We start from the raw sequence: 11,499 nt of genomic DNA on the forward strand, positions 1-11,499 counted from the left end.
ACTGCCCTGCCGCAGACGGAGAAGGACTTTGGGCCAGGCTTGGTACGGCCGGCCGCGCGGTACGGATGCAGCGTCGGGGTGAGGGCGCCACGGACCGACGAACGGTCCCAAGTTCTGCCCAGGCCTGCCGATGCAGGGTCGAAGGATCGGCGGGCGCTGCGGGAGAATTGAGTGGTCTATTCGCTGTCGGAGGTGGTCAATGGCATGCGCCACGGGCAGTTGCGGCTGGCCCTGGAACCCCAGGTCCACCTGGAAACCGGGCAGATCATCGGCTTCGAGTGTCTCAGCCGCTGGGCGCACCCCCAGGATGGGCTGGTCTCGCCAGCACTCTTCCTGCCCCAGTTGGAGCGTCATGGACTGATCGGTCAATTGACACTGGTCATCATCGAACGCGCCCTGTCGATCCGCGGCCGCCTGCGCGAGCGGGGCTTGGACGTCGCGATTTCCGTGAACATCTCGTCCCAATCGCTACTCGACTGGAATTTCCCGGCCGACCTGCTGCGCCTGTCGCGCGCGGCGGGCAGTGACCTGCGGGGCCTTACGCTGGAAATCACCGAGTCGGCCGAACTGTCGGACGATTCGCTGAGCGGCGAATGCATCCGCGCCCTGAAATCGCTGGGACTGCGCTTGAGCCTGGACGATTTCTGGACCGGATACTCCTCGCTCAGCAAACCCCATCTGGACGCCTTCGACGAGGTGAAGATCGACTATCAGCTGACCCGTCATATCGAGGACGACAAGATCGCCCTCGCCGGCGTGTCGTCGATCCACACGTTCGCCCGCATGCTGGGCTGGCGCTGCGTGGTGGAGGGAATCGAGAACCTGCAATCGGTGTCGCTGCTGCGCGCCCTCGGCTGCAGCGTGGGGCAGGGATACCTGTTCGCCCATCCCATCGACGAGGACGATCTCGAAGCCTGGCTGGACGCCCGCGCACCAAGGGGATACCTGGAATTCCTGCACCAGCGGAGCGCCACCGCGGACCACGCGCTGCCGCTGCTGGACGAGCTGCAGATCGGATCCCACTCGCGGTCTTCAGTGCCGATCTGGCTGTTCGACGTCGATCGCATGAAGATGCACTGGGCCAATCCCGCGGCCCTGCGCCTGTGGATGGCGGATGACGTGGCCGAACTCGCTGCCAGGGACTTCGCCACCGACATGAGCGATGCGGTTCACCAGCGGCTGCTGTCGCTGCGCGAGCTGCTGCGCTCGGGAAGCACGATTGCCGAGCAATGGACCATCTACCCGCAGGACACGCCCAAGCAGGTGTACTCCGTGATGAGGGCCAGCCTGTCCAAGGATGGACACTTCCTGCTCGAGGTGCGCGGCTACGAGGGGATCGGGCCCGCCGCGGCCACGCCCTCGGGGACGCCGACGGCGGACACGCTGCCGAACCCGTCGCTGGCCGTCCACGAGGACGGCTGCATCTATTGGAGGAACGCGGCAACCTCGCGGACCTTTGCCCTGCTCGGCGACAACCTGTTCGATGCCTGCACCTCCCCGGCGGACGCGGCCGGGTTCGTTTCCGACGTCCTCCGGCATGGCTCCGGGACGACCGACCTGCGCATGCGCAACCAGCGCTGCTCGATTCCCTGCAGGGTGGAGGGCCTGCGCGTTCGCGATCCCTCGACCGGCAGGAAAGCCGTGGTGCTGACCCTGACACAGGTCTGCGACATCTACGGCTGCTCGCACAAGACCTTCCAGACGGCGCCGGAAGTCACTTCCCTCGCAGGGCCGTGACCGGCGGTTCAGGTTTTCCCGCAGGCCAGGTTGGCCGGGATCGCAATGTCCATCATCCTCGGGTCCGGTAACCGCAGGCCCCGCATGAGGGCGATGTACTCGTCTCGGCTCCTGCCGGCGAGGCGCGGATTGAAGCGCCGCTCCTCGCCGATGGTCGAGACGGTCCAGCCGCGATAGTCATGGGCGGGATAGACCAGGGTATCGTCGTCCAGGCTCAGCAGCCTGTCGTGGATGGAGTCCCAGGAGCGGCCTGGATCACCTCCCTGGAAATCCGTGCGGCCCGTACCGCGGATCAGGAGCACGTCACCGGTGAACACGGCACCGGGGCCACCTGCCTCGATCAGGAAGCTGAAGGATTCATCCGTATGGCCGGGGGTGTACAGAGACCTCAGCTGCAGCTGCTCGATCCGGACGGTGTCACCATCACGGACCTGTTGCGAGACGCAGGACGCCTTGCTCTGCTCCCCCATGAGCGTGACGCAGGAAGTCGCATCCCGCAGATCCCCCAGGCCGGTCACATGATCCGCATGCGTATGCGTGTCGATCGCGCGGACGAGCCTGAGATCCAGTTGCTCGATTGCCTGGAGATACTGCGCAACATTCTCCTTCACCGGGTCGATGATGACCGCCTCGCGGCCTCGGCCGCTGGCCAGCAGGTAGGTGTAGGTGCTGGAAGCCGTATCGAAGAATTGCCGGAACAGCATGTTGCCTCCTTCAGGCGGCACGCCAGGTCATGAGGCCGGCGAGCAGCAGCATGGACACCGCAAAGAGCTGTTGGAGCATCGCGCCGGCGAATCTCGGCGCCAGGCGCCGTCCGGCGTACATGCCCGCGAGACTGCCGATGACGAAGGGAGCGCCGGCCCGCCAGTCGATGGCGTGTCCTGCAGCAGTGCCGATCAGCAGGGTGGCAGCGCTGGTCAGGGAGATCGCGAGCAAGGAGGTCGCCACGGCCGAGTGGATCGATAGCGGGGTCGCCGTACGCAGCGCCGGCACGATGACGAATCCCCCACCCACGCCGAACATGCCCGACAGCATGCCGCTGGCGCCCCCCACGGCGGCCAGGAGCAGGGCGCAGGGACAGGACCAGGCGATCCTGCGGGTGACCGGATCCAGGCGGCACAGTGTCCCCCCTTGGGATTGCCCGTCACCCGCCACCGCGGCACGCACCACGGACGCCTCGGATGGGCGCTGCCGCGCCTGCAGCAGCAGCCGTGCCGCCACCACCACGAGAATCGCGCAGAATCCCAGCATGAGCGCATCGCCGGACACCTGGCCGGCCAGGCGCATGCCCAGTGGAGCCATCGGCAACGCCGCCAGCGACATCAGTGCTGCGGCCCGGTAACGGACGTAGGCCGCATCCCAGGCCACCACGGTGCCGAATGCCGCCGCAACGAATACGGCAAGCAGCGCCACCGGCGCTGCCTGGGTCACGGGCCAGCCGAAGCCGAGCACCAGCAGGGGCACGGCGATGACTGAACCGCCCGCCCCCGTCAGGCCCAGCACCAGTCCCGTCAAGGCTCCCAGCAGGACACCCAGTTCAGCCATAGCGCGCCAGCAGTTGCGTCACTTTCGCCAGGCGCTCCCTGGCCTCGCCCGAGGCAAGGCCCAGTTCGTCGAGTTCACGGCGCGTCACGCAGGACATCAGGTCGAAGAAAGCGCGATCCATGGCCTTGCGTACGGCAGCGAACTGCTGGACCACCTTCTCGCAGTCCTGCTCCGCCTCGATCATCGCGGACACCCCCCGGACCTGGCCCTCGATGCGGCGCAGCCGCGCCAACAGGCTAGCCTTGTCCTCGTTCCAGTCCGTCATCTGCGGGTTTCCTTTATACGGTAGGGGGTATAGTATGTGAAGCTTCAGGAGATGTCCATGATCCAACCCCTTGCTGGCGGCATGCTGATCGGATTCGCCGCGCTGCTGCTCTACTCGACCCTTGGGCGCGTTGCTGGCGCCAGCGGCATTGCCTACGGCGCGCTGTGGGGCGGCGAACGCCCCTGGCGACTGGCCTTCCTTGCCGGCCTTGCCGCAGGAGCCTGGCTGGCTTGGGGGCTAGGCGCCCCCGCGCCCCAGTCGCCGTCGGTCGACGGGGCGGCCCCGGCGCTGACGATCATGGTCGCGGGAATTCTGGTAGGGGCCGGAACACGCCTGGGCAACGGCTGCACCAGCGGCCACGGCGTCTGCGGGCTTGCGAGATTGAGCTTTCGCTCCGGGGTCGCCGTCGCGGTCTTCATGTCGAGCGGCATGCTCACGGCGACGCTGCTGGGGATCCTGGGATGAGCGGCTCCAGGCTAAGCATTGTTGCCGGCGCCGCCAGCGGCCTGCTCTTCGGCGCCGGGCTCCTGCTCTCCGGCATGGCGTCGCCGGCCAACGTCCTGGGCTTTCTGGACCTGAGCCAACCGTGGAATCCGATGCTGCTCTGGGTGATGTCGGGGGCACTGTCGATCACCCTGCCCGGCTTCTGGCTGATGCGCCGTCGCGGCCGGCCCTTCGCCGCGGCGTCCTTTGCCGCCCCCGCCAGCGCCCAGGTGGACCGCCGCCTGCTGGCGGGCGCCGCGCTTTTCGGTGTCGGCTGGGGAATCGGCGGCTATTGCCCTGGCCCAGCCCTCGCCGGGGCCGCGCTGGCGGACCCCACGGCCCTGCTGCTGCTCGCGTCGATGCTGGTCGGCGCCTGGCTGGCGGACCGCCTCCACTCCCGCGCCTAGTTCGGCCTGCCGGCTGCCGCCTCATCCATCGCACCGGTTGGCACGTATCTGCTGCGACGATCACTGGAGCGCATGCATGAACAAAGGCTTGAGGGGATTTCTCGCAGCCCTGCTGCTGGGCTGCTGCACGGCAGCCTCGGCCTCGCCCGCCGAAGTGCCGCTCGCGCCCTCGGTGGACCTGCCCCGATTCATGGGCGACTGGTACGTGATCGCCCACATTCCACCCAGCATCGACCGCGATGCGCACAATGCCGTCGAAAGCTACGCGCTGGAAGACGGGATCGTCAGCACGACTTATCGCCGCAGGCCCGGCGGCTTCGAAGCTCCGGAGAAAATCTCCCGCCCCGCAGGGCACGTCCAGGCAGGAACCGGCAATGCCCTGTGGGCGATGCGCTTCGTCCGCTGGCTTCCGCTGGGCCTGGAGTTCCGGATTTCCCACCTGGAGCCGGACTACTCGGTGACGATCATCGGCCGCAGCCGGCGTGATTTCGTCTGGCTGATGAGTCGCAGCCCTGTCATGCCGGAGGCGGATTACCTCCGCTATTCGGCCCTGATCGCGAGCTGGGGTTATGACCCCTCCAAGCTGATACGCGTGCCCCAGCACTGGCCCGCATCAGGACCGGGCACGGATGCCGCAGCACCGGCAAAGCCGTAAGGCGAAGGGCCCCGCCCGGCAATACCGGCCCGGCGCCTGGAATATGTTGTGTATATCAAAATATATACATAACATGCACAGGCCACTTCATTTCAGGCCCTGCCGTGACCTATCTTACGGATTTGCCCCCAGCGCCCGCCGGCCTCGGCGCCATCGACTTCCGCTCGCGCCGGAGGGTGCCCGGCCGCCCGGCGCGCCGGGCAAGCCCTGCCTCCGGGTCGTCATGTGAACAAATCGTGGACAGACACTCACGACAGGCTGCCGGTACCTCACGGGCCGCCCCGCCGCCCGACGTGCCTGGAGCGTCGCCCGGACCCGTGGCGCCCCCCGACTTGCTGGCCGAGCTCATCCTGGCCACCGGCCGCGGCGATGCTCGCGCCTTTCGCCGGCTCTACGATGGCGCAAGCCCGATCCTGCTGGGCCTGTTGATGCGCAAGCTGGGGCGCCGCGACCTCGCCGAGGACGCCCTGCAGGAGTGCTTCATCAAGATCTGGCAGAAGGCCGCGACCTACGATCCCGCGCGGGGGGCTGCCATCGCATGGCTGGCCACACTGGCCCGCAACCAGGGCATCGATGCGCTGCGCAAGCAGGTGCCCGAGGACGGCATGGATGACCTGGAGTCCTTCATGGCCGAACACGCGGGAGGTGACACCGACTTGGAGCGTGAGGCGGACATGGCCCTGGCGCTCCGCCGCCTGGAGGCACCGCTCGCCGCCTTGGCTCCCCAAGTGCGGGCCAGCATCCTGCTGACCTGCTACGCCGGCCACTCCCACGCAGAAGGCGCGCGCATCCTCCGCGCACCCCTGGGGACGATCAAGTCCTGGGTGCGGCGTGGCCTGGAGCAGCTGCGCACGCAGGCCCTGTCCCCTGCCGCCGACAACCCCCTCCTCTGAACAGACCGCCAACCCGGAGCCAGGCCATGACCTTGAGCAGCCCGCACTCTTCCGCATCCCATGCCGCCAACCTCGAGTTGCGCATGCGTGACCTGCTGCCCGCCGTGAGGGCGCGCGCACCGCAGGCCAAGGCACTGCGGCGCCTGCCGGATGAGACCATCGCGGACCTGAAGGCCATCGGATTCTTCCGCGCCTTGCTGCCCCACCGGCTCGGGGGCATGGAGTTGCCGCCTGCCGAGTTCTTCCGCCTGCAGGTGATGCTGGGCGAAGCCTGCATGTCCACCGCCTGGGCGGGCGGCATCATCGCCGTGCATCCCTTCCAGATCGCACTGATGGACCGCCGCGCGCAGGACGAAGTGTTCAGCGCCGACCCCGACACCCTGGTTTCATCGGCCTACGCCCCGGTAGGCCGGGTGACAATGGCCGAAGGCGGCTTCCGGCTCAGCGGGCGCTGGGCCTGGTCCAGCGGCAGCGACCACTGCTCCTGGGCACTGCTCGGCGCCATCGTCCCCGGCGAGGGGTACCGGACTTTCCTGGTACCGAGATCCGATTACCAGGTGGAGGACACCTGGCGCTCCATGGGCCTGGAGGGCACGGGCAGCAACGACGTGGTGGTGCAGGATGCCTTCGTGCCAGACCATCGCACCCATCGCCAGTCCGATGGCTTCCGGCTCACCAACCCAGGCGTCACGCCCGAAAGCCACCCGATGTACCGCATACCCTGGGGACAGCTTTTCGTGCGCACCGTTTCCTGTGCGGCGATTGGTGCCGCCAAGGCCGCGCTGGATCTGTACATCCGCGCCGTACAGGGCCCCGCGTCGAACGACCCGACCAAGCTCGCCGCCGACGTGGACACACAACGGCGCATCGCCGAGGCCGCGAACTGTCTGGACGAAGTGGAGGTGGTGATGTACCGCAACCTCCGGCAGCTGCTGGACCAGGCCTCGGCCGGCCAGGAGGTCCCGATGCTCGACCGGATCAAGTTCCGCTACCAGGCTTCGATCGTGATCGAGAAATGCCTGTCGGTCGTCGACAGCCTTTTCTCCGTGGCGGGCGGTCGGTCGGTGTACAGCGGTAGCGAAATCCAGCAGCGCTTCCTGGACCTGCACGTGGCCCGCGCACACATTGCCAACCATCCGGTTCCATTCGCCCGCAATTTCGGCAACGCCCTGCTGGGCGGGGAGAACCAGGACTTCTTCGTCTGACCGAAGAGGCGTCGCCCGGCCTGACGGCCGGGCCGCCGACATCCGTTATCCACTCGCGGGTTCGCAGAGGGAGTCCAGGCTCAGCATGAGGGCGCGCTCGCGCGCCGGTGAAACCACGGTGGTCGGCAGCACATCCCTGGGCTGCACGCGGCGGTCCAGCCAGAAATGTCCGGTGCCTAGGCGGGCGGCATCCTCCGATGCCAGCCAGACGATCGTATCCGCGCCCATGCGGGAATCACGCAGGTACCGCTTCATTACGCGCTCGAAGCGCGGCAGCGAGCGGGCAACTCCAGGCGTCGCGACCCATCCGGGGTGCATGGCATGGAAGGCGACGTCGGGATGGCGCTGCGCGAGGCTGGCGGTGGCAGCGACCAGGGCCCGCTTGGCCTCTGCGTAGGCCCTGACACCGTCATGGCGGGCAGGTTCGGCCCGCGGATAGTCTCGGCTCAGGGACTGCAGGTACTGCCCTCCGGACGACACGTTGATCACGCGTCCTTGCGAGCGACTCAGGAGCGGCATGAGCGCGCGCGTCAGCCGCAGCGGCGCGAGCAGGTTGGTGGCCATGGACCGCTCCCGCCCCTCGGGTGTCTGCTCGTAGCGATCGAGCAGCACGCCGGCATTGTTGACCAGGACATCGAGGCGAGGCTCGAGGGACAGGATCTCTGCCGCCGCTCGGTCCAGTTGCGCACTCTCGGCCAGGTCGGCCTCGATCAGGCGCAAGCCGCTCGGCATGCCGGCGAAATCCTCGATGGCTTCCGCGGCAGTCTCGAGCCGGCGCGAATCCCTCCCCACCAGAATCAGCCGCGCGCCAAGCCGGGCGATCTCGCAGGCGGCGGCCAGGCCGATGCCGCTGGTCGGGCCCGTGATGAGCACGGTCTTGCCGTCCATGAAGCGGCTGTGGGCCTTGCGCGGCATCGCCAGGTAGCCGCGCTCGGTAAAACCGATGGCCGCAGGCAGCAGCAAACGCTGCGAGAAGCTGGGCGCTGACGCGCCGGCCGTGACGGGCGCGTGCCCGTCGAGGGCCGCCTTGAGGCCGGCCATCGCACGACGGCCGAGCCGTGTCAGGAACGGCTGCAACATGCGACCCGACAGGACTCCGAGCCCCGGCATCCGCAGGCGCGCGGCATAGCTGATGCGCGTACGGCCGGCAGCCAGGGACAGCAAGCTGATCGAGTCCTCCGCCAGGATGCCGCTGCCCACGCCCGTCAGGTGCAGGGATTCGCCGCTCCGCAGGCCGGTCAGACGGTATTGCATCACCGTGCCGGCACCCAGCCCAGACAGCGTTACCTGGAACTCGGACCCCAGGCGCACCGGGCCCGGCGTGAGCTTCTGCGCCCGGCGCACTCCAGGATCCCATTGCTCGGCGGTCGAGAAATCCAGCAGGTAGCGAAAGCACTCCTGGATGGGACGCTGCACATCGATGTGTTCGTTGAGTAAGGTCTCGTACATGGCGTTCAGCGCACCAGTGGGCGAATTCTGGAAAAGCCGCCGTCGACGCCGACGACCTGCCCCGTGACACGGCGCGACTGCGAGGAGGCCAGCCAGAGCGCGGCCTCGGCGACATCGTCGGCGTGATTGATCCCCGCCAGGGGATACTGCCGCTCCGCCGCGGCGCGCCCGGCATCGCCGGCCAGGATTTTCTGCGTCAGCGGCGTCTCGGTGATGCCGGGTGCAATCACGTTGAAGCGAATTCCCGCGGCGGCATGGCTCGCCGCCGCGGAGAGTGCAAAGCCTTCGATGGCCGCCTTGGCCGCCGCGATCAGTTCATGCTGGGCCACTCCGATGCGCGCCACCACGGAGGAAAACAGAACGACGCTCCCGGGCGACGCTCGCCGTCGCATCAGCCCGACATATCGCCGGCTCATCAGGAAGGCGGAGTGCAGATTGATCCGCAGCACCTCGTCCAGGTCCCCGGCGCGGGCGCGCTCCAGCGAGCCGACCTGCGATGAGCCGATGCAATGGACGAGCGCCCCAGGAACGAGATCGGCAGCCTCCAGGCTCGCGAAGACCCCCTCGACCCCCTGTTCGCTGGCGGCATCGGCCTCGATCTGGCGAAACCCGGGAAACAGACCCGCCAGGCGCTCGGCAGAGCGGCCCACGCAGATGGGCTCCAGGCCGCGCGCGGCGCCCAGCCGGGCCACGGCCTGGCCGATACCCCCGCTCGCACCCGTGATCAACACGTAAGTCATTGGCACCCTCCAGGACATCGCGATACAGGAGACTGTATCGCCCCAGACAGGTTTTGTATACTTTTTTGAAGCCTAAATCTATACCAAAGCTTTACATCACGAGAGCCTAGCCTCATACTGCACGCGTGGTTGATCCGACGCTTTCCCGCTCATTCCCAGGCGTCCCCGACACGATCAACCGCTCTGGGCCGGCATTGCCGGCCATTTTTTGCCCGGCGCCGTCAGGCGGGTTCCTGGCCGCCTGGCGGGGCCTGCAATCCTTCATGCACGAGCACCCGCTCGAGCGCATGCTCCATCACCTCGCGGCAATGGGCGGCGGCGGAGTACAGCAGCGCGTGGACCGAGGCATCCGCCATCTCGGCGCTCTCGCATTCCAGGCTGTATTGCTCGAAGGCGTTGAGCTTGACCAGCAGGTCGGAAAGGTGGCTGGGACACTCGCAGCGCATGGCGATGGGCCGGCGCGTCATGGTGGCGAGGAACTGGGCGTCGTAGCGACGCGGGCCGGCAGGCTGGAGCAGCAACTGCTCCACGCTGCCCCGCGGGGACTCCGCATAGGCGATCCCCAGCAGGCAGATCCTCGCCAGGTGGGCCGGATCGGCCGGCATGCCCAGCGCGATGACGCCCTCCTCGTCCAGCCGTGCCAACGCCTGCCGGGTGCCGAAGCCGTACACCACCACGGTCAAGGCCGGCCGCAGGGCCGACCGCAGCTGCCGCAGGGCCTTGAGGGAGGGCGGCGCGAGCGTGGCGATCTCGACGATCAGGGCATCCAGCGGCTCGGCGCCCGCCCCCTCGCCGCCCGATGCCGCCAGCAGCCGGATGTCGGTCCGCTCGCTCCAGGCCAGACGCAGACGGTCCAGCAGCGCGCCGCCCTCGACGCCGATCCGGCAGCTCGTGCGGGCCTGGGGCGGCAGGCGAGGGGGAGCGCCCGCAAGACGGGCTCGAATCTGGTCGTCGCCCAGCGAGGCAACGGTGCCGATCGCATGCCCGGCATCCACCGCCGCCTTCAGCAACATCAGGCGGTCGATGTCGCCACGGGAATACAGGCGTCCGTTGCCGGTGCTGCGGGCGGGCGTCACCACTCCGTATCGGCGCTCCCACATGCGGATCGTAGGAACCGGCATCCCGGTCAGCCTGGAAACCACCGCAATGCGGTAGGCGTCTTCGCCGGGCGGGGCGGAGGTCTTTGGATCGGTGCTTTTCATCGAGGCAACCTTCGGAACGATGGGATCGCGATTTTGTATAGCTATTGAACAGGAAGCGTTGTAGCATGAAGCTGTTCATCTATTGTATAGGAAATTGCCATGGACGATCTTCGCCCGCTGTCTGCTGTATCCGACGATTTCGATGCCGCTGGGCCGGAGGGAGACTCTGCTGCCACCGAGGAGCACCGGCTCGCCGGCCTGTACCGGGAGCTCATGCGCGGCATCGGGGAGGACGTGCGCCGTGAGGGATTGGTGGGCACCCCGAACCGTGCCGCCAAGGCCTTCGACTTCCTGACCCGTGGCTACCGCGAGGACATCGATTCGCTGGTCAACGGGGCCATCTTCCAGTCCGCGAGCCGGGACATGGTGCTGGTGAAGAACATCGAGTTCTACTCCTTGTGCGAGCACCACATCCTGCCGTTCTTCGGCAAGGTCCATGTCGCCTACCTGCCGGCCGGCAAGGTCATCGGCCTGTCCAAGATCCCGCGCATCGTCGACGTGTTTGCGCGCCGCCTGCAGATCCAGGAAAACCTGACGGAGCAGATCGCCCGCTGCATCGAGCAGGTCACGGGAGCGCGCGGCGTGGCGGTGGTCGTCGAGGCACGGCACATGTGCATGCTGATGCGCGGCGTGGAGAAGCAGGCGGCGTCCATGCTGACCAGCAGCCTCCGCGGAGCTTTCCAGCAGGACGAGAGCTTGCGCAACCAGCTTCTCCGCTTCCTGCCTGCCTCCTCCGGGGAGCTGTGAGCGCTCCTCGCGCCGCTGATCCCGCCATGGCTTATGACTTTCCCGATGCGAAAGGCCACTTCGGCCCCTATGGCGGACAGTTCGTCGCCGAGACCCTGATGTCGCCACTGCGGCAGCTCTCCGAGGCCTACGGGCGCCTGAAGGGCGATCCGGCGTTCCTGGCGGAACTGG

Annotated in this window: 13 protein-coding genes and 1 pseudogene; 8 read left to right on the plus strand and 6 right to left on the minus strand. The window is 67.6% G+C overall.

Annotated features, from left to right (window positions below):
* Positions 1 to 171: 171 nt before the first annotated feature.
* Positions 172 to 1,737, plus strand: a complete 1,566-nt coding sequence (locus QT386_RS20695) for an EAL domain-containing protein (protein WP_289275647.1) — start codon at positions 172 to 174, stop codon at positions 1,735 to 1,737.
* A gap of 8 nt (positions 1,738 to 1,745) precedes the next feature.
* Here the strand turns inward: QT386_RS20695 and QT386_RS20700 are convergent, their stop codons facing one another.
* Genes QT386_RS20700 through QT386_RS20710 form a run of 3 tightly spaced genes read right to left on the minus strand, consistent with a single transcriptional unit; the run spans position 1,746 to position 3,547 of the window.
* The gene (locus tag QT386_RS20700) at positions 1,746 to 2,441 is read right to left on the minus strand and encodes an MBL fold metallo-hydrolase (RefSeq protein WP_289275648.1); all 696 of its coding nucleotides are present in this window, start codon (positions 2,439 to 2,441) and stop codon (positions 1,746 to 1,748) included.
* Between the two features lie 10 nt (positions 2,442 to 2,451).
* Positions 2,452 to 3,282 (minus strand): sulfite exporter TauE/SafE family protein, encoded by an 831-nt coding sequence (locus tag QT386_RS20705; RefSeq protein ID WP_289275649.1) that lies wholly within the window; start codon positions 3,280 to 3,282, stop codon positions 2,452 to 2,454.
* Positions 3,275 to 3,547, minus strand: coding sequence for a metal-sensitive transcriptional regulator (locus tag QT386_RS20710; protein WP_289275650.1), 273 nt, complete (start codon positions 3,545 to 3,547; stop codon positions 3,275 to 3,277). Before QT386_RS20710 ends, QT386_RS20705 begins: the two co-directional genes overlap by 8 nt.
* A 57-nt stretch (positions 3,548 to 3,604) precedes the next feature.
* On the opposite strand from QT386_RS20710, the gene QT386_RS20715 reads away from it, so the two are divergent.
* From QT386_RS20715 to QT386_RS20735, 5 genes are all read left to right on the plus strand, one after another.
* On the plus strand, positions 3,605 to 4,012 hold the full coding sequence (locus QT386_RS20715) for a YeeE/YedE family protein (RefSeq protein ID WP_289275651.1): 408 nt from the start codon (positions 3,605 to 3,607) through the stop codon (positions 4,010 to 4,012).
* Positions 4,009 to 4,437 carry a DUF6691 family protein gene (locus QT386_RS20720; RefSeq protein ID WP_289275652.1) on the plus strand — a complete coding sequence of 143 codons (429 nt, stop codon included), beginning with the start codon at positions 4,009 to 4,011 and terminating at the stop codon, positions 4,435 to 4,437. Before QT386_RS20715 ends, QT386_RS20720 begins: the two co-directional genes overlap by 4 nt.
* Positions 4,438 to 4,513: 76 nt before the next feature.
* Entirely contained in the window at positions 4,514 to 5,092 is a 579-nt protein-coding gene (locus QT386_RS20725) for a lipocalin family protein (RefSeq protein WP_289275653.1), read from the plus strand.
* 317 nt (positions 5,093 to 5,409) lie between these two features.
* The gene (locus tag QT386_RS20730) at positions 5,410 to 5,985 is read left to right on the plus strand and encodes a sigma-70 family RNA polymerase sigma factor (RefSeq protein WP_289275654.1); all 576 of its coding nucleotides are present in this window, start codon (positions 5,410 to 5,412) and stop codon (positions 5,983 to 5,985) included.
* Positions 5,986 to 6,011: 26 nt separating this feature from the next.
* Positions 6,012 to 7,190, plus strand: a complete 1,179-nt coding sequence (locus QT386_RS20735; RefSeq protein ID WP_289275655.1) for a flavin-dependent monooxygenase — start codon at positions 6,012 to 6,014, stop codon at positions 7,188 to 7,190.
* A gap of 45 nt (positions 7,191 to 7,235) precedes the next feature.
* Here QT386_RS20735 and QT386_RS20740 read toward each other — a convergent pair whose 3' ends face one another.
* The 3 genes from QT386_RS20740 to QT386_RS20750 form a co-directional block, all read right to left on the minus strand.
* The gene (locus QT386_RS20740; RefSeq protein ID WP_289275656.1) at positions 7,236 to 8,639 is read right to left on the minus strand and encodes an SDR family NAD(P)-dependent oxidoreductase; all 1,404 of its coding nucleotides are present in this window, start codon (positions 8,637 to 8,639) and stop codon (positions 7,236 to 7,238) included.
* 5 nt (positions 8,640 to 8,644) lie between these two features.
* Positions 8,645 to 9,379: an SDR family NAD(P)-dependent oxidoreductase gene (locus QT386_RS20745; protein WP_289275657.1), complete on the minus strand. Its 735-nt coding sequence runs from the start codon at positions 9,377 to 9,379 to the stop codon at positions 8,645 to 8,647.
* 221 nt (positions 9,380 to 9,600) lie between these two features.
* Positions 9,601 to 10,581: a MerR family transcriptional regulator gene (locus QT386_RS20750; protein WP_289275658.1), complete on the minus strand. Its 981-nt coding sequence runs from the start codon at positions 10,579 to 10,581 to the stop codon at positions 9,601 to 9,603.
* Between the two features lie 99 nt (positions 10,582 to 10,680).
* On the opposite strand from QT386_RS20750, the gene folE reads away from it, so the two are divergent.
* A complete protein-coding gene (gene folE, locus QT386_RS20755) occupies positions 10,681 to 11,328 on the plus strand; it encodes a GTP cyclohydrolase I FolE (protein WP_289275659.1) in 648 nt (215 codons plus the stop codon).
* Between the two features lie 26 nt (positions 11,329 to 11,354).
* Positions 11,355 to 11,499, plus strand: a pseudogene (locus tag QT386_RS23560) (tryptophan synthase subunit beta); the annotation flags it as partial.

Source organism: Solimonas sp. SE-A11, assembly GCF_030345715.1.
Classification (GTDB): Bacteria; Pseudomonadota; Gammaproteobacteria; order Nevskiales; family Nevskiaceae; genus Solimonas_A.